Origin of the sequence: Nocardioides lijunqiniae (genome assembly GCF_015024225.1) — a bacterium.
GTDB lineage: Bacteria > Actinomycetota > Actinomycetes > Propionibacteriales > Nocardioidaceae > Nocardioides > Nocardioides lijunqiniae.
Genome location: NZ_JACJGM010000001.1, coordinates 74,147 through 98,093, shown reverse-complemented (window position 1 = coordinate 98,093; position 23,947 = coordinate 74,147). Strand labels below are relative to the sequence as shown.

Genomic DNA, 23,947 nt, shown 5'->3' with positions numbered 1-23,947 from the left:
GGACGAGCAGGGAGTGAGCCGGGATCCCACAGAAGCCCCATCGCTAGTTGGCCTTTCGCGGTCGCCGCATGGCAATTCGCAGAGCAAGCTCACTGTCGGTGAAATCTCCGCGACTGATCCTGATGCCGTACTGCCGCAGCAGTCTTCTCCGCGCGTTGCCAGGAGGGGGCATGGTCGCGATCAGGGAATACGGCGGCGGGTTCCCGCCGAGCATGCGCTCGGCTGACTGTTCTGGCAGTTGCCACTCCGGCCGATATCCAGGGTGCGCGGCATATGGCAGTGCCAGCGTGCGCAAGGCCGTACAGGGAGCAGGCCCTTCCTCGGCGCAGGCGCCACATCGTGTGAGCGACTCGGCGCCATCCATGACCATGACTGTCATTGACGGGTTGCTGTGTCGTCCTACCTCGGCGCGCAGGGCCGGTTCGACCGCCAACAGGAACTCGCGGATGTCCAAGCCCTGATGACCAGCAGACATAATGACGCTCCCTCGGAAGAGAGGCACGCCACCCGGGGTCAGGGGGTGAAGAACCCGTGAGTCCGACCGGTACCCACCGACGCGTCGCCAAACCAAGCATCGGCCGCCTACACACTGCTGCGCGGGACCGCGGACCCGGGCGTATCCCCGGTGACCCGGCGGCCAGCGCGCCTTGGTGAGAGGAAGCAAGCACGTGTGGACCGCGCTGTGAGCGCAGGGGCGCAAGCATGATTGTCATTGGACCGACGGTCGAGTCGTCAGAGCCGCATTGCCACCGTGAGGAGGACCGCCGAGTCCCCGACTGCCTCCAAGGCGTGACGGGAGTCGGGGATAGTCATGAGGTCGCCGGGCGACCCGTTCCAGCTGTTCTCTCCCGCCGTCAGCGTGACACGACCGTGCAGCACCTGCAGGGTCGCTTCGCCTGGGTTCTCGTGCTCGTCCAGGTTCGAGCCGGCGCGGAGCGCGATGAGGGTCTGACGAAGGACATGCTCGTGTCCCCCGTAGATCGTGTGGGCGCTGCGTCCGCTCGAGGCTGTCCGCGCGGTCTCCAGGTGATGACGGACCAGCGCTGTGAGTGATTCCTTCTGCATGGGGCTCTCCTCGTTCGTGCGTGCTGTTCGTGGCTTGGGCAGGACTACTGGTCGTGCAGGAAGCTGGGCGAGCGTTCGTGGGCGGCGTCGACGACGGCCCAGCCGGTCGCGCCGAGGGTGACCACGGAGACCGGGAAGATGCCCAGGTCCTCGCGCTCGATGTGCTGGTCCAGGTCGTCCATGAGCCGGGTGACGGTGGGGGCGAACTCCGCGGCGCCGACGTCGAGGGACGCGATGATCGCCTCGAGGTCGCGGTGCTCGCCCTCGAGCGCGTCGATCTCCTCGAGGAACTCCCCGCTCGCCCGCAGCGCACGGAAGATGCCGTCCTCCTCGCGCGCCACGTGGCGGGTCAGGTGGTCGACCATGCCCCGCAGCTGCGAGAGCGCCTCCGGGTGGTCACCGGCGCCCAGGGCCGCCCGGACGTGGTGGGCCTGGTGGCTGAGCGCCGAGTGCTCCGCCATCAGCTCGCCGACCGGCTCGACGCCCTTGCAGCCGCAGTGCTCGCACATCTCAGCCGACCCGGTCCCAGCCCCGGCGCGGGCGGTGGCTGCCCAGTCCCTGGTCGTCACGGCTGCGGTAGACGATGTAGGGCCGCGTGAGGTAGCCCAGCGGAGCGCTGAAGACGTGCACGAGGCGAGTGAACGGCCACAGCGCGAACAGCGCGAACGCCACCAGGGCGTGCAGCTGGAAGCCCAGCGGCGCCTCCCCCATCAGGTCGGCGTCCGGCTGGAAGGCGAGGAACGAGCGGTACCAGACCGAGACCCCCTCGCGGTAGTTGTACTCCCCTCCGATGGTGAGGATCGAGCCGGCGATGGTGTTCCACATGCCCAGGACGATCGCGGCGGCCAGGAAGGCGTACATCACCTTGTCCATCACCGTCGTCGCCGAGAACACGGGGCCGACCGTGCGGCGCCGGTAGATCAGGATGACCATCCCGACCACAGCCGCGATGCCCGCCAGCAGGCCACCGCCCACGGCCACCACGTGGTAGGCCGTGTGACTGATGCCCACCGCGTCGGTCCACGACTGCGGGATGAGCAGCCCGATCACGTGCCCACCGACGACGCCGAGCATCCCGAAATGGAACAGCGGGCTACCGATGCGCAGCAGCCGGTTCTCGTAGAGCTGGCTGGACCGGGTGGTCCACCCGAACTTGTCGTAGCGGTAGCGCCAGACGTGGCCGACGACGAACGTGGTCAGGCAGACGTAGGGCACCACGACGAAGAGGAACTCGTTCATCGGCGTGCTCCTGGGAAGGAGGGCATGGGCAGGAGGGTCGTGTCGGAGGAGGCGCCCGGGCTGAACTGCGGGGCCGCGAACGGCGCCAGCCCCACCTCCTCCTCGGGCGGCCCCTCGGCGGCCAGGCGTCGTACGGCGTCCCGCTCGTCGCCGCGCAGGGGCGGCAGGGTCGCCGTGACCGCGTCGAGCAGCGACGCCCACGGCGACGACATGTCGGCGAGCGAGATGCGCAGCAGCTCCAGCCCGGCCCGGTGGTCGAGCATGAGCTGCCTGCCCTGCTCCTGGTCCACGGTCGCGGCGAACTCCAGCACGACGCACAGGTGGTCGGGCAGCTCGGCGTCGCCGAGCTCGTAGCCCGCGGCAAGGAAGGTCTGCTTGAAGCGCAGCAGGGCCATCCCCCGCTTGCGGGTGTCTCCGTGTGCGAAGTAGGTCAGGAAGAGGTTGCACCGGCGCCGGTTGTCGAACGTCTCGACATACTCGGCCTGTAGCTCCGGCAGGGGCGCGGCCTCCAGGTGGTCCGCGAAGGCGCGGATCGAGTCGCCGACCGCCTGGGGGAGCCGCTGCGAGGCGGCCCGGATCACGTCCAGGCGCGCCAGCATCTCGGGGTCGGGATAGTCGAGCAGGAGCGAGACCGACTGCCACGCGATCGTCAGCTGGTGCGGGGCCAGGCCGCCGCGGCCGCGGCGGCTCACGAGTCCCTCTCCTGCGGCGGGAAGAGACCCGAGGGCGTGCCCTTGCCGTCCCAGTTGAGCAGGTTCACCCGGCCGCTCTTGTCGGCCGGGCTCGCCAGGGTGTCGGAGGTCTGCCGGTCCTTCAGCGCCTGGAAGTTCTCGACGGCGAGAGGCGTCGGCATGCCGGAGCCCTCCCCGAAGAGGTCCTGCTGCCCGCCGCCGTAGTCCTGGACCGCGCACTCGGTCGCCAGCTCCTCCAGGGCGTGCGCCTGCTCGGCGTGGGCGGGCGGGATGACGTAGCGCTCGTCGTACTTGGCGATCGCGAGCAGGCGGTACATGTCGTACATCTCCTCCTCGCTCATCCCGACCGCCGCCGGGATCGAGCCGTCGGGCTCGCGTCCCATGTTGATGTCGCGCATGTAGCAGCGCATCGCGGCCAGCTTCTTGAGCACGCCGTCGACCGGCTCCACGTCGCCCGCGGTGAACAGCTCCGCGAGGTACTCGATCGGGATCCGCAGGGCGTCGATGGCGGCGAACAGGTTGCCCTTGTCCTCGGCGTCCTCCCCCGTCTCCTGCACGACGTCGACCACGGGCGAGAGCGGCGGGATGTACCAGACCATGGGCATCGTGCGGTACTCCGGGTGCAGCGGCAGCGCGACCTTGAAGGTGTTGATCAGCGCATAGATCGGCGAGCGCTGCGCGGCGTCGATCCAGTCGCGCGCGATGCCGGCCTTCTCGGCCTCGGCCATGACCTCCGGGTCGAACGGGTCCAGGAAGACCTCACGCTGGGCCTCGTAGAGCCCTTGGTCATCCGTGGTGGACGCCGCCTCGAGCACCTTGTCGGCGTCGTAGAGCATCAGCCCGATGTAGCGCAGCCGTCCCACGCACGTCTCCGAGCAGACGGTCGGCAGGCCGACCTCGATCCGCGGGAAGCAGAACGTGCACTTCTCGGCCTTGCCCGTCTTGTGGTTGAAGTAGATCTTCTTGTAGGGGCAGCCGGAGACGCACATGCGCCAGCCGCGGCACTTCTCCTGGTCGACCAGGACGATGCCGTCCTCCTCGCGCTTGTAGATCGCGCCGCTGGGGCACGACGCGGCGCACGACGGGTTGAGGCAGTGCTCGCAGATCCGCGGCAGGTAGAACATGAAGGTCTGCTCGAACTCGAACTTCACCTTGTCGCCGATCTTCTTCAGCATCGGGTCGAGGTGCGCGGTGGCGGTGGACCCGCCGAGGTCGTCGTCCCAGTTGGCCGACCACTCGATCTTCATGTCCTTGCCCGAGATCAGCGACTTGGGTCGCGCGACCGGGGTGTGCTCCTGGGCCGGGGCGTCGGTCAGCGTGGAGTAGTCGTAGGTCCAGGGCTCGTAGTACTCCCCGATCGAGGGCAGCTTGGGGTTGGAGAAGATCGTGGCCAGCTTCTTGAACCGCCCGCCCCCCTTCAGCGCCAGCCGGCCCCGCTTGTTGAGCTCCCAGCCGCCCTTCCACTTCTCCTGGTCCTCATACGTCCGCGGGTAGCCGAGGCCGGGCCGCGTCTCGACATTGTTGAACCAGATGTACTCGGTGCCGGTGCGGTTGGTCCACGCCTGCTTGCAGGTGACCGAGCAGGTGTGGCACCCGATGCACTTGTCCAGGTTCATGACCATCGCCATCTGGGCCATCACGCGCATGTCAGTACTCCACGTTCTGTGAGCGTTTGCGGATGATCGTGACCTCGTCGCGCTGGTTGCCCGTGGGGCCGAGGTAGTTGAAGGCGAAGGCCAGCTGGGCGTAGCCCCCGATGAGGTGCGAGGGCTTGACCAGGAGCCGCGTCAGGGAGTTGTGGATGCCCCCGCGCTTGCCGGACGTCTCGGCGATCGGTACGTCGATCAGCCGGTCCTGAGCGTGGTACATGTACACCGTCCCCTCGGGCATCCGGTGCGACACGATGGCGCGCGCCACCACGACGCCGTTGCGGTTGACCGCCTCGATCCAGTCGTTGTCCTTGATCCCGACCTTCACCGCGTCCCGGTGGCTCATCCAGATGTTCTGCCCGCCGCGCGAGAGCGACAGCATGAACAGGTTGTCCTGGTACTCCGAGTGGATCGACCACTTGTTGTGCGGCGTCAGGTAGCGCACGGTCAGCCCCTCCACCTCGGCTCCGCCGGCGCCGTCCGAGACGTTCCCGAGCTCCGGCTCGGCGAAGAGCGCCGCCATGTTGAGCGGCGGCCGGTAGACCGGCAGTCCCTCACCGAGCTCGGTCATCCAGTCGTGGTCGAGGTAGAAGTGCATGCGCCCGGTCAGCGTGTGCCAGGGCTTCTTGCGCTCGACGTTGATCGTGAACGGCGAGTAGCGCCGCCCGCCGGTCTCCGAGCCCGACCACTCCGGGGAGGTGATCACCGGCACGGGTGGCCCCTGGGTGTCGGCGAAGGTGATCTGCTTCCCCTCGTGCTCCGCGGCCAGGTCCGCCAGCTGCACACCGGTGCGCTTCTCGAGGGTCTTGAACCCCTGCACCGCGAGGTGGCCGTTGGTGGTGCCGGACAGCGCGAGGATCGCCTCGCACACCTGGACGTCGCGCTTCAGCGACGGGCGCCCGTCGGCCACGCCACCGCGCACCGTGCCGTTCTTGTGCCGCAGGTAGTCGACCTGCTTGCCGAGCTCGAAGGTCACGCCCTTGGTGGTCGCACCGAGGGTGTCCATCAGCGGCCCGAGGGCGTTCATCTTCTCGAAGACCGCGCCGTAGTCGCGCTCCACCTCGACCAGCTTGGGCATGGTCACGCCGGGCACCGGCTCGCACTCGCCCTTCTTCCAGTCGCGGACCACGCCGTGCGGGTTGGCCATCGCGTCCGGGGTGTCGTGCGTGAGCGCCACCGCGACCACGTCCTTGCGCACCCCGAGGTGGGTCTCGGCCAGCTCGCTGAAGCGCTTGGCGATGGTCTGCCAGGCGTCCCAGTCGGTGCGCGTCTGCCAGGGCGGGGCGATCGCGGGGTTGAAGGAGTGCACGAACGGGTGCATGTCGGTGGTGTTGAGGTCGTGCTTCTCGTACCAGGTGGCCGCCGGCAGCACGACGTCGGAGAAGATCGTGGTGCTGGTCTGGCGGAAGTCGATCGTCATCAGCAGGTCGAGCTTGCCCTCGGGCGCGGTGTCACGCCACGTCACGTCGACGGGGCGGTGCTCCTCCGGAGTCTCCGTGGCCCGGACCGAGGAGTCCGTGCCGAGCAGGTGCTTGAGGAAGTACTCGTTGCCCTTGCCCGAGGAGCCGAGCAGGTTGGCGCGCCAGATCGACAGGATGCGCGGATAGTTCTGCGGGGCGTCGGGGTCCTCACCGGCGAAGTCCAGGTCGCCGGACTTCAGCTGGTCCACGACGTACTCCCCCACCGGCTTGCCGGCGGCGGCCGCGTCGTCGCTGAGGTCGAGCGGGTTGCGGTCGAACGTCGGGTACGACGGCATCCACCCCATCCGCGCGCTCTGCGCGATCACGTCGGCGGTGGACTTGCCCGCGAGCTGGCCCTTGCCGGTGGTGGCCGACAGGGTGTCGGCGCCGAACTGGTCGTAGCGGAACTGGTTGGTGTGCAGGTACCAGAACGCCGTCTGGATCATGTTGCGCGGCGGGCGGTTCCAGTCGAGCGCGTTGGCGATCTGCGTGTAGCCAGTGATGGGTCGGACCTTCTCCTGGCCGACGTAGTGCGCCCAGCCGCCGCCGTTCACGCCCTGGCAGCCCGTGAGATTGGTCAGCGTCAGGAACGCGCGATAGATCGTGTCGGAGTGGAACCAGTGGTTGGTCCCGGCGCCCATCACGATCATCGAACGGCCGCGCGACTCCTCGGCGTTGGCGGCGAACTCGCGCCCGATCCGGGCGGCGGTGGCGGCCGGCACGCCGGTGATCGTTTCCTGCCAGGCCGGGGTGTACGGCGCGGAGGCGTCGTCGTAGTCCTTGGCCCACTCGCCCGGCAGGCTCCGCCCGCCGACGCTGCGGCCAACGCCGTACTGCGCGAGCAGCAGGTCGAAGACCGTGGTCACGAGGTGGCCGTCGACGCGCCGCACCGGCACCCCGCGCGGCAGGTCGGCCGCGGCGCCGTCGCCCGTGTCGAAGCGGGGCAGGCGGACCGTCACGCTCTCGGCGTTCTCGTCGAGGAGCGTGAGCATCGGGTCGACGTCGCCGAGGTCGAGGTTCCACTTGCCGACGCCGGCCTCGCCGTAGCGGTGGCCGAGCGACCCGTTGGGCACCACGGCCTCACCGGTGCGCGCGTCGATCAGGACGGTCTTGAACTCGGCGTTCTCTTCTCCGGCGTGCGCGGGCAGGTCCGAGGCGGTGAGGAACTTGCCCGACGTGAACGTGCCGTCGGGGCCTTCCTCGAGGCGCACCAGGTGGGGCAGGTCGGTGTAGCTCTTGACGTACTCGGTGAAGTACGGCGTCTGACGGTCGACGAAGAACTCCTGGAGCACCACGTGGCCCATCGCCATCGCGAGCGCCGCGTCGGTGCCGGGCTTGGCGGCCAGCCACTCGTCGGCGAACTTCACGTTGTCGGCGTAGTCGGGCGCGACCGCGATCACCTTCTGGCCGCGGTAGCGCGCCTCGGTCATCCAGTGGGCGTCGGGCGTGCGGGTCACGGGCAGGTTGGAGCCCCACATGATCAGGTAGCCGGCGTTCCACCAGTCCCCCGACTCGGGGACGTCGGTCTGGTCGCCGAAGACCTGGGGCGAGGCCACCGGCAGGTCGGCGTACCAGTCGTAGAAGCTCAGCATCGAGCCGCCGATCAGGTTGACGAACCGGGCGCCGGAGGCGTGCGAGACCATCGACATCGCTGGGATCGGCGAGAAGCCGGCGACCCGGTCGGGCCCGTACTTCTTGATCGTGTGCACGTGCGCCGCGGCGACGATCTCGGACGCCTCGTCCCAGGTGGCGCGCACGAGCCCACCCTTGCCGCGGGCGGACTTGTAGGCCTTGGCGCGCTGGGGGTTCTCGACGATGTGCGCCCACGCCTTGACCGGGTCGCCGCCGTGCTGGGCCTTGGCCTCGCGGAACATCTGCAGCAGGACGCCGCGCACGTAGGGGTAGCGCACCCGGGTGGGCGAGTAGGTGTACCAGGAGAACGCCGCGCCGCGGGGGCAGCCACGGGGCTCGTACTCCGGCGAGTCCGGGCCCGTCGAGGGGTAGTCGGTCTGCTGGGTCTCCCAGGTGATGATCCCGTCCTTGACGTAGACCTTCCACGAGCACGACCCCGTGCAGTTGACGCCGTGCGTGGAGCGCACGACCTTGTCGTGGCTCCAGCGGTCCCGGTAGAAGTCGTCGGCCTCACGGCCGCCCTTCTTCGTCAGTGTCCGCAGGTCCTCCGACACCGTGCCCTTGGTGAAGAACCGACGGCTGCGCACGAGCGCGTCGGCGAGCCCCCCGTCGATCCCGATGTCCTGGGTGGGCTTGCTCTGGGTCACTGCTGCTCCTGTGCCTGGGCGGTGCGGCGGACGATGGTCAGGGTGAGCACGAGGGTGGCGGCCGCGGCGAGTGCCAGCAGCCACAGGCCGATCGCGTAGGAGTCGGTGCGTCCGTAGACGTAGCCCATGATGAGCGGGGGCACGAAGCCCCCGAGGCCACCGGCGGCGCCGACCAGTCCGGTCACGCCACCGACGCGCGCGGGCTCGGTCACCTTCGCGATCAGCGCGAACGTCGCACCGCTGCCACTGCCGAGCGCGGCGGCCATGGCCAGGAAGGCCGCGGTGCCGACGCCGTCCAGCGGAGGTGTGCCGGCCGAGATCGCGGCGCCCACGACCACGACGGCGTAGCCCGAGGCGAGCACCGGGACGGCGCCGAATCTGTCGGAGAGCCAGCCACCGACGGGGCGCATGATGACGGCCACCAGCACGAAGCCGGCCATGCGGTTGGCGGCGTCGCTCGCGGTGAGGTCGTGGGCGGTCTTGAGGTAGCTGGGCAGGTAGACCGAGAACGCGACGTACCCACCGAAAGCGACGGCGTAGAGGATGCACGCCTGCCACGTGATGGCGAGGCGGGAGTTGGCCGAGAGCCGCGCGCCCAGAGACGTCGTGGGCACCACGCGACCGGGAGCGTCACGCAGCAGGACCCAGGCCACGGCGGCGTAGACGGCCAGCACGGCGGCCGTGATGAGGAACGGCGAGCGGGTGCCGAGACCGTCGTAGAGCTTGACCGTGGTCAGGGCGCTGATCGCCGTACCGCCCATGCCGGCGCCGAAGACGCCGACCGCGAGGCCGCGGCGCTCGGGCGGGAACCACGCGTTGACGAAGGGCACGCCCACGGCGAAGGTCGTGCCGCCAATGCCGAGGAAGAAGCCGCCGACCAGCAGCAGGGCGTAGGAGTCGAGCGCGAAGAACCCGATGAAGAGGGTCGGGACGATGGTGGCCAGCGAGACCAGCGGGAACATCACGCGCCCGCCGTAGCGGTCGGTGAGGGCGCCGACGATGATCCGGCCGAGCGAGCCGACGACCACGGGCACGGCGACGAGGAGTGCGACGTCGGACTCGGTGAGCGAGCCGAGGGTGCCCTCGTCACGGAAGAGCGGCCCGAGCGGGCTGAGCAGCGCCCACGCCCAGAAGTTCACGACGAAACCGAGAGTGGCGATCACGAGCATCAGCCACGGCGACCCCGCTCGCGCAGTCTCCGCCTCTCGCTCTCGCTCTCGCACGTTCTTGGCGCTGATCATCCGAACCGCCTTCCGCTGGCGTGAGCGGGCAGCGGTGCGCTGCCCCTGTCCATGGAACGACAGGCGGGTTGGCTCTCGACAGGGACGAAGGTCCTCGGGGGTGGAGTCCAACGGCGCGACCTCGGAGGGGCGCCGGGACGCGCATGGTGCACCGTAGGCATGGCGGTCCGTCTCGAGTCAGAGAACGTGACGTCGCCGGGGTCCGGGGCAACCTGAGGTCTCACTGTGTCACAGACACGGAGCATGGAGGGTCCGGCGACCCGCGTTGTTCGCTACCTGCGGCCGATCGCGGCACGAGAGCGGCACCGGCGGCGAATCGAGCAGGGGCTCCGACTAGTGCTCGTGGATGTGATCCAACCCCGCGGTGTGAGACCTGACCACGCTGTCGGAGAACGTGCGGACCGCCTCGCTGAGGCCCACGATCATCTCGGGGTCACATCTCTCGATGACGGCATAGTGCTGAGCTACCTGCTGCGCGAGGTAGACGTCGTCAAATGTGGAAAGCGGTGTCTGCGCCAGCTCTTCGTTGTCGCTACCGCAGCGCATCCATTCCTGCATCACCGACGGGCCCGGCGCGGCCCCCTTGCCTTCATGGGCCAGATGCTCCACTGCTGCCACCTGTGCGCTCTGCGCCGTGGACTCACCCCGCGCCAGCGTCTGAACCTCATCGCAAGGGCTCCTGTCAGCGGCCATGGCACTCATCCGGACGCCTTGGTGCAACAGTCCGGCCACGTCTCGGAGAAACGCATCGTCCGCCGCATTGAGCGTCCCGGCGCTCACTGGGACCTGCTGAGTTCTGGGGTCGACGTACGTCTCGAAAGGCATGCCCTCATCCTGGAGCCGTTCGGCGACCCGCCGTAGGGGCGGTGGTCCCGCGTCGGGATGCCATACGGCCCGGTCGGAGGTGATCCGGGACGCTCGGTCGTCCAGGTGCAAGGGATCTTTCGCAGTGCCCAGCGGCCTGAGACGACACCGCATGTCAACACACTGACCTGCGATCACGTGATGAGCGCACCCGTAGGGATTCGAGCCAGTGACTTCTGATCCGTAGTCCTGGGGAGAGTTTCCCGGGACATCTCAGGGACTTGGCGCTGCCAGGACGATACAAGGAAGGCCCCGTCCCTGCGTCTCCGCAGGTCAGGGGCCTTCTGGTGAGCCGCCTGTCAGAATCGAACTGACGACCTAGTCATTACGAGTGACTCGCTCTACCGACTGAGCTAAGGCGGCCTGCCGCCCGGACGAACCGGGCAACCCGCGGAAGTATACGGAGCCCCCCGGGGTGGCGCGAAACCGGCGGGCTCAGGCGGCGAGGGCGTTCGCGGAGCGAGCGGGCGCGGCGCGCCCCGTGAGCTGGCTCTGGGGCGCGTCGCACCAGCAGGTGAACGTGACGAGGATGCCGGACTCGGTGTTGGCGACGGAGAGGACCTGGCTCTCGAAGATGACGAAGCGGTCCCCGCAGGACGTGCAGGTGTGGGCGAACATGACTCAAGTCTGAGGGAGCGGCATTGATAGAGGTAGCCTTGCTTTCCTTCGCCATCTCAAGGATATGCCTGTGCTTTCACTTCACCAGCTCCGCTGCTTCCTCGCGACCTACGAGCACGGCTCGCTGACGGCCGCCGCCGAGGAGCTCGGCTACGCCCAGCCCAGCGTGTCGGAGCAGATCCGTGGGCTCGAGCAGACGCTGGGCGTGCAGCTGTTCCGCCGCGTCGGCCGCGGGGTCATCCCGACCACAGTCGCCGACACCCTGCGACCGCACGCCGAGCAGACCCTCGCCGCGGCCGAGGACACGCGGCTGGCGGCGCAGCAGGTGCGCCGCATCGAGACCGGCACGATCCGCTTCGGCATGTTCGGGGTGGCGCGCCTCTACGCCGGCGCCGACCTCGTGGCCGACGTGCTCGAGCGGCACCCCGGGGTCCGGGTCGAGCTCATCGGCCAGAACTCCAGCGAGGTGCACGAGGACCTGCGTCGCGGCCGCCTCGAGGCGGCGATGATCGCCATGCCCGGCGTCACCAGCGAGGGCATGGAGGTGCGCCCGGTCGCGCGCGACGAGGTCGTCTACGCCAGCGCGGACCCGACGCACCTCGAGAGGCCGATGACGGTGCGGCGCCTCGCCGAGGCCAGCCTGGTCATGCCGGAGACCACCTGGCGCACCGACGACAGCGTCCGCACCCTGCTGCGGCAGGCGCTGCAGGGCACCGGGCTCAGCCTCCAGACCCGGATCGAGGTGGAGGACCCCGAGATCGCCGTCGAGCTCATGGGCCGCGGCTACGGCGACACGGTGCTGCCCAAGGGCGCCGCCGAGGTGCTCCTCCCCCGGCTCGCGCCGCATGCGGGGTTCGTGTCGCTGCGACCGCGCCTGTACGACTACTTCGCCGTCGTGCACCGGGCGGGCGCCCGCCTGTCGCCGGCCGCGGAGCTCATGATCGAGCTCGCCACCGCGCGGATCCAGCGCATCGCGGAGCCCGTCTAGCTCACCGGGTTTCGAGACGGTCGCTGCGCGACCTCCTCAACCCACGATCGCACTGGTACTCAGCACTGGGTCTGGTCCTTCGGCACCGTGCCGTCGACGAGGTAGGCCTCGATGGCGGTGTCGATGCACTCGTTGCCAGAGTTGTAGGCGGTGTGGCCGTCGCCGTCGCGGGAGAGCAGGACCCCGGAGTCCAGCTGCTCGGCCAGCCCCACGGCCCACTCGTACGGCGTCGCCGGGTCGCGCGTGGTGCCCACGACGAGGATCGGCGCGGCGCCCTCACCGCGGATGTCGAGGGCCGGCTCGGAGGACTCGACCTGGATGCCCTTGCAGTTGACCAGGCCCCAGGCGAAGACCCGCCCGAACGTCGGCGAGGTCTTCTCGAAGGCCGGCACCTCGGCCGGCACGTCGGCGGGCTCGACGAAGTAGGGGTCGTCGAGGCAGTTGATGGCGTAGATGGCCTCGGTGCTGTTGTCGAGGTACTGGCCGTCCTGCCGCGACGCGTAGGCGTCGGCCAGCAGCATCAGCGTGCTCCCGTCGCCGTCGAGCGCCGTGGACAGGCCTTGGTCGAGGAGGGACCAGTAGTCGCGGTTGTAGAGCGGCGCCACGATGCCGTAGAACGCGCTGCCCACGGTGAGCTCGCGCCCGTCGGACGTCGGCAGCGGCTCGGCGTCGATGTCGTCGAGCAGCCCGGAGATCGTGGCGAGCCCCGCCTCGACCGAGTCGCCGAGCACGCAGTCGTCGTCCTCCTCGACGCAGTGGGCGACGTAGGAGCGCAGGGCGGTCTCGAAGCCGCCGGCCTGTCCGAGGCTCTGCTCGCGCGAGCTCAGCCCGACGTCGACGGCGCCGTCCAGGACGAGCCGGCCGACCTTGGTCGGGAACAGCTCGGCGTAGGTGGCGCCGAGCTTGGTGCCGTAGGAGGCGCCGAGGTAGTAGAGGCTCGCCTCGCCCAGCGCGGCCCGCAGCACGTCCATGTCGCGCGCCGCCTCGGCGGTCGTGACGTGCCCGACCAGCGCGTCGGAGCGCTCGACGCAGCCCGCGAAGAACGTCTCCAGCTCGTCGACGAGCTCCGTCTCCTCCCCCGCGTCGTCCGGGGCGGGGTCGACGGCCAGGAAGTCGGTCATCTCCTCGTCGGGCAGGCAGTCCACGGGGTCGGACCCGCCCGTGCCGCGCGGGTCGAAGCCGACCACGTCGAAGCGCGAGGTGAGCTGGTCGCGGAAGACCTCCGAGGAGCCCTCGGCGTAGGCGACGCCCGAGGCGCCCGGTCCGCCGGGGTTGACGACCAGCGAGCCCACCCGGGCGTCCGGGTCGCCCGCAGGGACCTTGACCAGCTCGAGCTCGATGGTCTCCCCGCCGGCGTCGCGGTAGTCGATCGGGACGGTGAGGGCGCCGCACTGGTTGCTGCCGCACGACTCCCAGTCGATCTCCTGGGAGTAGTACGGCGCGAGGTCGGGGCTGGGGGGCTCGGTCGAGCCCTCGGCGGGGCTGGTCGAGACGACGGTCGGCGCCGGGCCGTCCGACGACCCGCCCTCGGAGTCGTCGCCCAGCAGGAGGTAGACGACCCCGAGCCAGGCCGAGCCGACCAGGGCGACGACGATCAGGGCGACGACGGCGATCCGGAGCGTGCGGTTCATCGGCTGGTCCTCTCGGGCACTCGGAGCGCCACCATCATGGAGTCCAGGGCGAGCGCCACCGGCACGTTGAAGTCCAGCATCTGCTCGCGCGCCTCGAAGATCCAGCCGATGCGGCGCAGATTGAGCTCGGGGCTGGAGGAGGTCGCGATGAGCTCGATGTCGCCGCGGATCTCCTCGTTGACGAGCGGGCCCGCGGCGCCCACCCCCACGGCGATGGCGTCGCGGTAGACCGAGACCAGGTCCATCAGTCCGCGGTCGACGACGTCGAGCTGACGCCGCTTGGCGCGCGTCTTCTGCGCCTTGTCGAGCGCCGACAGCGCCGGGGCGTACTCGCGCGGGCGGCGGCCGCGCTCCACCACGCCGTAGGTGGCGTCGAGGTCGACCTTCTCAGCGGCGTCGAGCTCGCCGGTGATCGCGTCGGCCTCCTCCTTGGCCACGGCCGCGAGGTTGGCCGCGGCGTTCATGCAGGCGCCGAGCGACGTGAGCCGCGCGGGCAGCGACACGATCTCGCGGCGCCGGTTGCGCGTCGCCTCGTCGCGGGCCAGCGCACGGGCACGGCCGATGTGGCCTTGGCTGGCGCGGGCGGCGTACGACGCCAGCGCGTCGCCGATGCCCTCGGTGCGGGCCAGGAACGACGCCACCTCGTCGGTCGACGGCGTGGCCAGGGTGACGAGCCGGCAGCGCGAGCGGATCGTCGGTAGGACGTCCTCGACGGTGGGCGCGCAGAGCATCCACAGCGTGCGGTCGGTGGGCTCCTCGATCGCCTTGAGCAGCGCGTTGCACGCCTGGTCGGTGAGCCGGTCGGCGTCCTCGACGATCATCACCTGCCAGCGCCGCCCGACCGGGGCCAGCGCCGCACGCCGCACCAGGTCGCGGACCTCGTCGACGCCGATGGAGAGCTTCTGGGTACGGACCACGGAGACGTCGGCGTGGCTGCCGGCCAGCACGGTGTGGCACTCGTGACAGGTGCCGCAGCCGCCCTGCTCGCACTGCAGCGCGGCCGCGAAGGCGATGGCGGCGTTGGAGCGGCCGGAGCCCGGCGGGCCGGTGAAGAGCCAGGAGTGGCTCATCCCCTGCCCGCCCACGGCGGTGCGCAGCGCCGTGACCGCGTGCCGCTGGCCGACGAGCTGGTCCCACACCGTCATGCGGGCTCCCGCCGGGCGGCCTGGTCGAGCAGCGGCGCCACCCTCTGCCGCACCGCGTCGGCGATCGCGTCGACGTCGGCGCGGGCGTCGACGACGAGGTAGTGCTCGGGGTCGGCGGCGGCCATCTCCACGAACGCCGCCCGCACGCGCTGGTGGAACTCCATGGACTCGCCCTCGATCCGGTCGCGCTCCTCGAAGCGGCCGAGCCCGGCGGCCGGCTCGAGGTCGAGCACGACGGTGAGGTGCGGGCGCAGGTCGTGGGTGGCCCAGCGCATCACCTGCTCGACCTCGGCGACGGCCAGCGGACGGCCGGCGCCCTGGTAGGCGAGCGCCGAGTCGACGTAGCGGTCGGTGATCACCACGGCTCCGCGGTCGAGCGCGGGCTGCACCACGGTGTCGACGTGCTCGGCCTTGTCGGCGGCGTAGAGGAGGGCCTCGGTGCGGTCGGAGAGCTCACCGGTCTCGGGGCTGAGCACGATCTGCCGCAGCGCCCGGCCGACCTCGGTGTCGCCCGGCTCGAAGGTGAGCACGACGTCGTGGCCGCCCACCTCGAGGGCGGCCGCCAGGCGGCGCGACTGGGTCGACTTGCCCGCCCCCTCCCCGCCCTCGAAGCAGACGAAGAGGCCGGTGCGGGTGTAGACGCCGGACGAGCTCACGCGCCGAACCTACGGGGCACCACCGACGCTTTCCAAGGCAGGTCGCCGTCGACGGCCCCGCTGCAGGTGCTCAGCGCAGCGTGACCGCCCGGGCACCGCCCTGGAGGAAGGCGACCGGGACGGACGGGAGGGCGTCGGCCCGGCACCGGACCCGGGGGGAGCCCAAGATCGCGAGCAGATCGCCCTTCGTCGCCTCGGTCTTCTCGACCGCGAAGCTCATGATGGCGATCTGGGCGCCTGTCACGTCGCGGACGGCGCGCTGCACCGTGCCGGCCGGGGTGGTCAGGAGGGGGCCGGGGGTCGGCGGCTGGCTGGCAGTGGTCTGCGACAGCGTCAGCTGCTGCGTCTCGCCCCCACCCAGCAGGGGCTTGTCCGCGTCCGCGAAGCCCGACTGGGCCTCCAAGGTGGTGCAGAGCCCCATCGTGAAGACAGCGAGGAGCACGGGGTTGTCGGAGAAGCCGGGCGCGACGACCGAGCCCGGGTAGCGCCTGCCGTTCATGGTCACGTCGTTGTCGAGCAGGGCCACCGCTCCCTGGACGACCGTCGGCTGGTCGACGATGTCGAGCCACTTGTAGACCGTCAGGCTCCGCGCCCGGCTGACACCCTGGGCGCGCTTCGCCGACCGTGGCTTGAGCACCCGGAAGGAGGTGGTGCCGCCCTTGACCAGCGGCACCTTGACGCTGAACGTGCCTCGCTTGGTGGTGGTCGTCCGCGCCGCGACCGCCCACGCACCGCCGGCGTAGCGGCGCTGGACGAGGACGGGCTTGCGAGCGTTCTCGGGGCCGGAGACCTTGCCCGCCAGCGTGAGCCGGCGTCCGGCGTCTGCCTGTGCCGGCAGGGCCTTCAGCGTCACGACGTACGGCTTGGCCTTGCGGGCCGGTGCCTCCGGCGCGGACACGGCGGGGGTGAACCCGCCACCGGCCAGTCCGAGGGTCACTGCGACGGCAAGGGCCGCCACCATCTTGGTACGCACGACTGCTGCTCCTTCGTCCGGGCTACGGTGGCAGCGACGCTAGCCCAGACGGGCGCTCGGCACCGGCAAACGTGAGAACTCGGGTCTCAGGACTTCTTGGCCGCCTTCTTCACGGCCGTCTTCTTGGCCGCCGCCTTCTTCGCGGGGGCCTTCTTGGTCGCCGCCTTCTTGGTGGCGGCCTTCTTGGCGGGCGCCTTCTTCGCGCCCTTCTTGGCCGCCTTCTTGGCCGGGCCGCGCTCGCGACGCTCGGCCAGCAGCTCGGCGGCGCGCTCGATGGTGATGGACTCGACCGTGTCGTCCTTGCGCAGCGTGGCGTTGTACTCGCCGTCGGTGACGTAGTCGCCGAAGCGGCCCGACTTCACCACGACCGGCTGCCCGGAGACCGGGTCGTTTCCGAGCTCCTTGAGCGGCGGCGCCGCGGCCGCGCGGCCCCGCTGCTTGGGCTGGGCGTAGATCTTCAGCGCCTCGTCGAGGCCGATCGTGAGCAGCTGGTCCTCGCTGGTGAGCGAGCGCGAGTCGGTGCCCTTCTTGAGGTAGGGGCCGTAGCGACCGTTCTGCGCGGTGATCTCCTCGCCGTCCTCGGCGGCGCCCACCACGCGGGGCAGCGACAGCAGCTTGACCGCGTCGTCGAGGGAGATCGTGTCCAGCGACATCGACTTGAAGAGCGAGCCGGTGCGCGGCTTGTCGTTCTTCTTCGCGTCCTCGGGGAGGTCCTCGGTGACGTAAGGGCCGTAGCGGCCGTTCTTCGCCACGACGCGCAGGCCCGTCTCGGGGTGCGCGCCGAGCTCGATCTCCTCGCCCGCCGGGTTGGCGAAGAGCTCCTTGGCCTTCTCGGCCGTCAGCTCGTCCGGCGGCAGGTCGTCGGGCACGTTGGCGCGCTTGCCCACCGGGTTGCCCTCGTCGTCGGGGCCCTCGAGGTAGGGGCCGTAGCGACCCACCCGCAGGTTGATCCCGAGCTCGGGGTCGCCGATCGGGAACGTCGCCAGCTCGCGGGCGTCGATGTCGCCGAGCTCGTGGACCAGGGCGTGCAGCCCCTTGACGTCGTCGGAGCCGTAGTAGAACTCGCCGAGCTCGGAGACCCGGTCCTTGCGGCCGCCGGCGATGTCGTCGAGGACGGTCTCCATCGTGGCGGTGAACTCGTAGGACACCTGGCGCGGGAAGTGCTCCTCCAGCAGCCGGGTGACGCTGAAGGCCAGCCACGCCGGGACCAGCGCGGTGCCCTTCTTGTAGACGTAGCCGCGGTTGAGGATGGTGCCGATGATCGAGGCGTACGTCGAGGGGCGGCCGATCTCGCGCTCCTCGAGCTCCTTGATCAGCGTGGCCTCGGTGTAGCGCGCCGGCGGCTTGGTCTCGTGACCGTTGGCCGCGATCGACGCGGCGCTGACCGCGTCGCCCTCGCTCAGCGCGGGCAGCCGGGTCTCCGCGTCGTCCTTGGCCGCGCCCTCGTCGGTGCCCTCGACGTAGGCCTTCAGGAAGCCGTGGAAGGTGATGACGCGACCGCTCGCGGCGAACACGACGTCCTCGCCGGTGGCGGCGGTGCCACCCAGCCGCACGGAGACCGACTGGCCGACGGCGTCCTTCATCTGCGAGGCGACGGTGCGCATCCAGATCAGCTCGTACAGACGGAACTGCTCGCCGGTCAGGCCGGTCTGCGCGGGGGTGCGGAAGGACTCGCCGGCAGGGCGGATCGCCTCGTGCGCCTCCTGGGCGTTCTTGACCTTGGAGGTGTAGGTGCGCGGCGCGTCGGGGACGTAGTCGGCGCCGTAGAGCTCGCGCACCTGCGTCCGGGCGGCCTCGATGGCGCCGCCGGACAGCGTGGTGGAGTCGGTGCGCATGTAGGTGATGAAGCCGTTCTCGTACAGGCGCTGCGCCACCGACATCGCGACCGAGGCGCTCATGCCGAGCTTGCGGCCGGCCTCCTGCTGGAGCGTGGTGGTACGGAACGGCGCGTAGGGCGAGCGCTTGTAGGGCTTGGACTCCACCGAGCGCACGCCGTAGGTCGAGTCGGCGAGCGAGGAGACCAGGGCCTCGGCGCGCGCGCGGTCGACGTGGACGACCTTGGCGGCGTCCTTGAGCAGGCCGTCCTGGCCGAAGTCGGAGCCGCGGGCGACGCGGGTGCCGTCGAGGGAGTGCAGCTTGGCGGGGAACATCCGCTGCTCGTGCCGGGAGCCGGCGTCGAAGGTGCCCTCGAGGTCCCAGTACGACGCCATGCGGAAGCGCATCCGCTCGCGCTCGCGGTCGACGACCAGGCGGGTGGCGACGGACTGGACGCGCCCGGCGGACAGGCCGGACATGACCTTCTTCCACAGCACGGGCGAGACCTCGTAGCCGTAGAGGCGGTCCAGGATGCGGCGCGCCTCCTGGGCCTCGACGAGGTCGTCGTTGATCTCGCGCGGGTTCTCCACGGCGGCGAGGATCGCGGCCTTGGTGATCTCGTGGAACACCATCCGGTGCACCGGGATGCCCTTGGGCTTGAGCTCGTCGAGGAGGTGCCAGGCGATGGCCTCGCCCTCGCGGTCCTCGTCGGTCGCGAGGTAGAGCTCGTCGGCGTCCTTGAGCAGGCTCTTCAGCTTGGAGATGTGCGACTTCTTGTCGCGCGGCACCACGTAGTAGGGCGTGAAGCCGTTGTCGACGTCGACGGCCAGCCGGCCCCAGGGCTTGTCCTTGATCTTGGCCGGGGTGTCGGCGGCGTTGTTGGGCAGGTCGCGGATGTGACCGATCGAGGACTCCACGACGTAGCCGTCGCCGAGGTACCCGCCGATGGTGCGGGCCTTCGCCGGGGACTCGACGATCACCAACTTGTGTGCCACTGCTGCTCTTTCTTCCTGCGTTCACCGTGCGTTCCGAGAGCCGAGAGGGGCCCACGGCCAGTCACGGTAGCGCGTGCCCCCGATCCGGCCGCCCTCGACGCCTCGCGGCAGTTCGCGCGAAGCGCCCACACGGAGTGCGCCGGTAGGTCACTATCGAGGGTGCGCGCTCCCTCTTCGGGCAGGTGCCGCAGCCCGTGCAGCACCGTCGCCCCTCACCAGAGGATCACCATGTCTCTCAGCGCCGCACCGTCGCGCCTGTCCCGCCTCGTCGTCGCCCTGCTGGCGATGCTCCTCGTCCTGCCGGTCGCGCAGCTTCTGGGCGCCGCTCCCGCGCACGCCGCGGCGAACGTCGCCGAGGGCACCGTCGTGGACGACGGTGGCGAGCCGCTCGCGGGCGTGACCGTGACGGCGTACCCGGCACCGGGCTTCACCACGGCCGGACCCACGACGAGCACGGACGCCGACGGCGCCTACGGCCTCACCCTCACGGCCGGCAGCTACCGGCTGGGATACGCCAAGGCGGGCTTCGAGACCGTCCGCTACGGCGGCGGCGCCGGGGTCACCCTGGTCGTCGACGCGCAGGGCGACATCTCCGCGGGCGGCGTGCCGCTCGAGGACAACCTGCTGGACGACGTGGCCCTCACCTCCACCACCAAGCACCCGGTCAGCGGTGCCGTGACGAACCCCGGCAACGCCCCCCTGGCCGGCATCGCCGTGGCCGCCCACCCGGTGAGCAACCCCGACGCCGACACCGACACCGCGATCACCAACGCCACCGGTGTCTACGCGCTGGACCTGCCCAGCGGCACCTACACGATCGACTACGCCGACCCGGGCGAGGACTACCTCCCCACTTCCTACGACGGCGGCCCCGGCGACGCCGTCGAGATCACGGTCGACGCCTCCGGCGCCCTGCTGGCCGACGGCGCCGCGACCGGCTGCGCCAGCCTCTGCACGGTCGTGCTCGCGCCCGTCCCCGCCGACGCGGTCTACCCCGTGGCGGGCGAGGTGCTGGACGCCAACGACGACCCGATCAGCGGGCTTCAGGTCGCCGTCACCCCCGTCGCGGGCGGCGACGCGGTGACCGGCACGACGGACGCCGAGGGCGGCTACAGCGTCGACGTGCCCCCCGGCGACTACCGCGTGAGCTTCTCCGGCAGCGGCTTCCCGTCCACGCCCTACACCGGTGACGGCGGCACGACGCCGGCCACGGTCACCGTCGGCGCCACGGGCACCCTCACCGTGACCCCGGCCGAGGAGCTGAGCGACAACCGGCTCAACGCCACCGTGCTGCAGAGCATCTCGTACTCCGTGACCGGGCGGGTCGTGACCGCCGCCGGCTCCACGGGCCTCGCAGGCATCACCGTGCGGGCCTACCCCGCCGGCGACCCGTCGGAGGTCGTCAAGGAGACCCTCACCGTCGAGGACGGCAACTACGCGCTGACGCTGCCGGTCGGCACCTACGACCTGGAGTTCTCCGACCGCGTCGACGACGGCACGTCGTACGTGCGGACCTGGCTCGGCGGCGAGACCCCCGCTCCGTTCAAGGTCGGCCAGGCCGGCGTCCTGACCTACGCCAGCGCCACCGTCACCGCCGTCCCCCAGATCTCCATGGCGCTGCCTCCGGCCGACGCGACGTACGCCGTCAGCGGCTTCGTCACCGACGCGAACGGCGACGGCATCGACGGACTCACGGTCAGCGCCGACCCGATCGCGCCCACCCCCGCCGACCAGGCCGAGACCACCGAGACCGCGGTCGAGCCGGCGAGCGGCGACAGCGGCGGCTACCGGCTGCTGCTCGAGGCCGGCACCTACGAGATCTCCGTCGCGGGCGGCGACGAGTTCGAGGGCCAGACGCTCTCCGACGACGGCGACGTCTCCACGGTCCAGGTCACCGACACCGGCCTCGTCCGCGTCGACGGCCAGGAGATCACGGGCGGCCTGCTCGAGCCCTTCGAGCTCGTGAGCAAGGCCGAGCACGCTCTCACCGGCACCGTCGTCGGCGAGGGCGGCGCCGGCCTGGCCGGCATCACCGTCACGGCCTACCTCGACGGCGAGACCGACACCCCCGCGGCGCCCGCCGTCACCTCGGGCGCCCAGGGCGCCTACACCGTCCCGTCGCTGCGCATCGGCACCTACGTGCTGCGCTTCACCGACGAGGACGGGGTCGGCACCGCCTACCAGGTCACCTGGCTCGGCGAGGGACCGACCGGCAGCCCGGTCAAGCTCGGGCAGGACGGCGTCATCACCTACGCCGACGAGACGGTCACCACCCTGCCGGCGGTGACCGTGCGCGCGGTGCCGGCCGACGCGACGTTCGACGTCACCGGCTCGGTCGTGGACGCCATCAACGCGCCGATCGACGGCATCGCCGTCGTCGCGGAGTCCTCCGGCACCACGCCCGAGGACCAGGACGCGAGCGCGGTCTCAGGCCAGGACGCGCAGGGTCAGCCCGGCGAGGCCGGGGCCTACCACCTGGCGCTCGAGCCGGGCTCCTACGACATCTCCTTCACCCAGAGCAGCGCCTTCGACGCGGCGTCCTACACCCACGACGGCGACACCGCCGTCACGGTCACCGTCGACGCCAACGGCCGGGTCTACGTGGGCGGGACCGAGGTCCTCGGACGCGTCCTGGAGCCGACCACGCTGGCGGGCCGGCTGAGCTACGAGCTCAGCGGCAAAGTCACCGACGGCACCACGGCGCTGCCGGGCATCTCGGTGACGGTCTACCGCGACGGCGAGGACGAGCCGGTGGGGCCCTCGCTGACGACGAGCAGCACCGGTCGCTACACGACCCAGCTGCCGATCGGCACCTACACCCTGAAGTTCAGCGGGACGGTGGGCACCACGACGTACAAGGTGCGCTACTACGGCAGCAGCACCGACGCCACCGGCACCGCGGTGCAGGTGGGCCAGGCCGGCCGGCTCTACGTCGACGGCGACGAGATCACCGGGCTCCAGGACACGGTCATGACCGCGGCCTCAGGGGCCGACGAGTACCCGCTGCCCGGCAGCGTCGTCGACGCCAACTACGAGGGCCTGCCCGGCGTCACCGTCAGGGCGGAGCCGCAGGCGGGCAGCGGCGCGTCCGACCAGGTGACCAGCGGCGCCGACGGCGAGTTCGAGCTGGGCCTGGTCCCGGGCACCTACCAGGTGAGCTTCGAGAAGCCCGGCACCGGCGGCTACGCCAAGACCTACTACCTCGACCCCGACGGCGAGGAGGGCACCGAGCGGGCGGTCGTCCGCGTCGCGGCCGACGGGACGATGACGTACGTGCGCACGACCGACCCGGTCACGTCCCCCGTGCCCGCCGACGGCCTCGAGGCGCAGGTGCTCACCAACACCACCACGCACCCGGTCACCGGCAAGGTCGTCACCGAGGCGCAGGCGGGCATCGGCGGGATCACGGTGCAGGCGTTCCCCGTGGGCGAGGCCACCGCGGTCGCCACGACCACGACCAGCAGCGCCGTCGGCACCGTCGGCAACTACACGCTGTCGCTGAAGGTCGGCACCTACACGCTGCAGTTCACCGACAACGTGGTGGCGGCGCCGACGTACAAGCAGACCTTCTTCGGCGGCGCGACCGCGAGGGAGGTGAAGGTCCGCACCGGCGGCCAGGTGCAGGTCGACGACGAGGGCGTGACCCTCCCGCTCGCCAGCGTCGAGATGAGCGTCGTCGCCTCGGACACGACGTTCGACCTCAAGGGCACGGTGTCCAACGCCGCCAACGGGTCCTACGACCCGCTCAACGGCGTGACCGTCGCCGCGGTGCCCGTCCTGGGCACCCCGGCCGCCAACGCCGCCACCGGCACCACCGGGGTCGACGCCGACGGGGCGAGCCTGCCCGACGGGGAGTACGAGGTCCCGGTCAAGGCCGGCCGCTACCAGCTGAGGTTCAGCAGGGCCGGCCTCCAGACGGCGTTCCTGATCAACTTCGACGACCCGTCGAAGCCGGTCGTCGTGACCGTCGCCGCCAACGGCAGCATCACCGCCCCCGGCCTGGAGATCCCCGGCGGGGTCATCGAGGACGTCGCGATGCAGCTGCCGGCGCCCACGCTGGTCAAGGCCCCGGCGCTGACCGGCAGGGTCGCCGTCGGCCAGGTCGTCACGACCTCCTACGGCACCTGGAGCCCCAACTTCGGTGGCGCCGCCTACCGCGACTCGACGATCATCGAGTGGTTCCTGGACGGGAGGCCGGCCGACGACTACTCCGACGGCGACTACGGCCAGAAGTTCCGCGTCCCGGCCGCGGCGGTCTCGAAGAGGCTGACCTACCGGATCACCATCGAGGACCCCGACGGGATGCGCGCCTCGGCGGTCTTCACGAGCCGGGCGGTCGTCGTGGCGAAGGCGGCCTCGACCGTCGGCGGCGTGGTCAGGAAGGGCACGTTCACCGTCACCGTCAAGGCGCCCGGCGTGCCCAAGCCGACCGGCAAGATCACGGTCCTCAAGGGCAAGAAGGTCGTGGGCAAGGGGGTCATCGTCGCCAAGAAGAAGGGCGTCGTCGTGATCAAGCTCAAGCTCAAGAAGGGCAAGCACAAGCTGACGATCGTCTACGCCGGCACGGCCACCGTGGCGGGCTCCAAGAAGGTCGTGAAGATCAAGCTCTGACCGCTCCTGGGCGTGCGCCGACCCGG

At 70.7% G+C, this 23,947-nt stretch carries 17 protein-coding genes and 1 tRNA gene; 2 read left to right on the top strand and 16 right to left on the bottom strand.

Annotation, left to right across the window (positions count from 1 at the left end; translation table 11 throughout):
* Positions 1–43: 43 nt before the first annotated feature.
* The 11 genes from IRQ30_RS24335 to IRQ30_RS00425 all read right to left on the bottom strand — a co-directional run bounded on the left by IRQ30_RS24335 (position 44) and on the right by IRQ30_RS00425 (position 11,107).
* Positions 44–364 (bottom strand): DUF6221 family protein, encoded by a 321-nt coding sequence (locus tag IRQ30_RS24335; protein WP_227466790.1) that lies wholly within the window; start codon positions 362–364, stop codon positions 44–46.
* 368 nt (positions 365–732) lie between these two features.
* Positions 733–1,065: a cupin domain-containing protein gene (locus IRQ30_RS00470; protein ID WP_193611122.1), complete on the bottom strand. Its 333-nt coding sequence runs from the start codon at positions 1,063–1,065 to the stop codon at positions 733–735.
* A gap of 44 nt (positions 1,066–1,109) precedes the next feature.
* On the bottom strand, positions 1,110–1,574 hold the full coding sequence (locus tag IRQ30_RS00465) for a hemerythrin domain-containing protein (protein ID WP_193611121.1): 465 nt from the start codon (positions 1,572–1,574) through the stop codon (positions 1,110–1,112).
* 1 nt (position 1,575) lies between these two features.
* Positions 1,576–2,304 (bottom strand): respiratory nitrate reductase subunit gamma, encoded by a 729-nt coding sequence (gene narI / locus IRQ30_RS00460; RefSeq protein ID WP_193611120.1) that lies wholly within the window; start codon positions 2,302–2,304, stop codon positions 1,576–1,578.
* On the bottom strand, positions 2,301–2,996 hold the full coding sequence (gene narJ / locus IRQ30_RS00455) for a nitrate reductase molybdenum cofactor assembly chaperone (RefSeq protein WP_193611119.1): 696 nt from the start codon (positions 2,994–2,996) through the stop codon (positions 2,301–2,303). Before narJ ends, narI begins: the two co-directional genes overlap by 4 nt.
* Entirely contained in the window at positions 2,993–4,642 is a 1,650-nt protein-coding gene (narH, locus tag IRQ30_RS00450) for a nitrate reductase subunit beta (RefSeq protein WP_193611118.1), read from the bottom strand. Before narH ends, narJ begins: the two co-directional genes overlap by 4 nt.
* 1 nt (position 4,643) lies before the next feature.
* Positions 4,644–8,384, bottom strand: coding sequence for a nitrate reductase subunit alpha (locus IRQ30_RS00445; RefSeq protein WP_338089499.1), 3,741 nt, complete (start codon positions 8,382–8,384; stop codon positions 4,644–4,646).
* Positions 8,381–9,553, bottom strand: a complete 1,173-nt coding sequence (locus tag IRQ30_RS00440; RefSeq protein WP_227466788.1) for an MFS transporter — start codon at positions 9,551–9,553, stop codon at positions 8,381–8,383. Before IRQ30_RS00440 ends, IRQ30_RS00445 begins: the two co-directional genes overlap by 4 nt.
* Before the next feature lie 405 nt (positions 9,554–9,958).
* Positions 9,959–10,450 (bottom strand): DUF305 domain-containing protein, encoded by a 492-nt coding sequence (locus IRQ30_RS00435; protein WP_193611116.1) that lies wholly within the window; start codon positions 10,448–10,450, stop codon positions 9,959–9,961.
* Positions 10,451–10,779: 329 nt separating this feature from the next.
* Positions 10,780–10,852 (bottom strand) — tRNA-Thr (locus IRQ30_RS00430).
* Between the two features lie 72 nt (positions 10,853–10,924).
* Positions 10,925–11,107 (bottom strand): hypothetical protein, encoded by a 183-nt coding sequence (locus IRQ30_RS00425; protein ID WP_193611115.1) that lies wholly within the window; start codon positions 11,105–11,107, stop codon positions 10,925–10,927.
* 64 nt (positions 11,108–11,171) lie between these two features.
* Between IRQ30_RS00425 and IRQ30_RS00420 the strand changes: the two genes are divergently transcribed.
* Positions 11,172–12,095 (top strand): LysR family transcriptional regulator, encoded by a 924-nt coding sequence (locus tag IRQ30_RS00420; protein ID WP_227466755.1) that lies wholly within the window; start codon positions 11,172–11,174, stop codon positions 12,093–12,095.
* 59 nt (positions 12,096–12,154) lie between these two features.
* On the opposite strand, the gene IRQ30_RS00415 is transcribed toward IRQ30_RS00420, so the two are convergent.
* The 5 genes from IRQ30_RS00415 to topA form a co-directional block, all read right to left on the bottom strand.
* On the bottom strand, positions 12,155–13,726 hold the full coding sequence (locus tag IRQ30_RS00415) for an alpha/beta hydrolase (RefSeq protein WP_193611114.1): 1,572 nt from the start codon (positions 13,724–13,726) through the stop codon (positions 12,155–12,157).
* Positions 13,723–14,871, bottom strand: coding sequence for a DNA polymerase III subunit delta' (locus tag IRQ30_RS00410; RefSeq protein WP_193606757.1), 1,149 nt, complete (start codon positions 14,869–14,871; stop codon positions 13,723–13,725). The genes IRQ30_RS00415 and IRQ30_RS00410 overlap by 4 nt, the downstream gene beginning before the upstream one ends.
* Positions 14,868–15,527: a dTMP kinase gene (tmk, locus tag IRQ30_RS00405; RefSeq protein ID WP_193611113.1), complete on the bottom strand. Its 660-nt coding sequence runs from the start codon at positions 15,525–15,527 to the stop codon at positions 14,868–14,870. The genes IRQ30_RS00410 and tmk overlap by 4 nt, the downstream gene beginning before the upstream one ends.
* 70 nt (positions 15,528–15,597) lie before the next feature.
* A complete protein-coding gene (locus tag IRQ30_RS00400) occupies positions 15,598–16,500 on the bottom strand; it encodes a hypothetical protein (RefSeq protein ID WP_193611112.1) in 903 nt (300 codons plus the stop codon).
* Positions 16,501–16,586: 86 nt separating this feature from the next.
* Positions 16,587–19,310, bottom strand: a complete 2,724-nt coding sequence (topA, locus tag IRQ30_RS00395) for a type I DNA topoisomerase (RefSeq protein ID WP_193611111.1) — start codon at positions 19,308–19,310, stop codon at positions 16,587–16,589.
* Between the two features lie 228 nt (positions 19,311–19,538).
* Here topA and IRQ30_RS00390 point away from each other — a divergent pair, with 228 nt between their 5' ends.
* Positions 19,539–23,921, top strand: coding sequence for a carboxypeptidase-like regulatory domain-containing protein (locus IRQ30_RS00390; protein ID WP_193611110.1), 4,383 nt, complete (start codon positions 19,539–19,541; stop codon positions 23,919–23,921).
* The last annotated feature ends 26 nt before the right edge of the window (positions 23,922–23,947 follow it).

Bases quoted from the DNA above. Each gene is read 5' to 3' on its own strand.
- IRQ30_RS00440 (WP_227466788.1), bottom strand. From the start codon at position 9,553: ATGCTCGTGATCGCCACTCTCGGTTTCGTCGTGAACTTCTGGGCGTGG.
- narH (WP_193611118.1), bottom strand. From the start codon at position 4,642: ATGCGCGTGATGGCCCAGATGGCGATGGTCATGAACCTGGACAAGTGC.
- IRQ30_RS00410 (WP_193606757.1), bottom strand. From the start codon at position 14,871: ATGACGGTGTGGGACCAGCTCGTCGGCCAGCGGCACGCGGTCACGGCG.
- IRQ30_RS24335 (WP_227466790.1), bottom strand. From the start codon at position 364: ATGGATGGCGCCGAGTCGCTCACACGATGTGGCGCCTGCGCCGAGGAA.
- IRQ30_RS00415 (WP_193611114.1), bottom strand. From the start codon at position 13,726: ATGAACCGCACGCTCCGGATCGCCGTCGTCGCCCTGATCGTCGTCGCC.
- IRQ30_RS00390 (WP_193611110.1), top strand. From the start codon at position 19,539: ATGTCTCTCAGCGCCGCACCGTCGCGCCTGTCCCGCCTCGTCGTCGCC.
- IRQ30_RS00425 (WP_193611115.1), bottom strand. From the start codon at position 11,107: ATGTTCGCCCACACCTGCACGTCCTGCGGGGACCGCTTCGTCATCTTC.
- narI (WP_193611120.1), bottom strand. From the start codon at position 2,304: ATGAACGAGTTCCTCTTCGTCGTGGTGCCCTACGTCTGCCTGACCACG.
- IRQ30_RS00435 (WP_193611116.1), bottom strand. From the start codon at position 10,450: ATGCCTTTCGAGACGTACGTCGACCCCAGAACTCAGCAGGTCCCAGTG.
- IRQ30_RS00470 (WP_193611122.1), bottom strand. From the start codon at position 1,065: ATGCAGAAGGAATCACTCACAGCGCTGGTCCGTCATCACCTGGAGACC.
- IRQ30_RS00465 (WP_193611121.1), bottom strand. From the start codon at position 1,574: ATGTGCGAGCACTGCGGCTGCAAGGGCGTCGAGCCGGTCGGCGAGCTG.
- IRQ30_RS00420 (WP_227466755.1), top strand. From the start codon at position 11,172: ATGCCTGTGCTTTCACTTCACCAGCTCCGCTGCTTCCTCGCGACCTAC.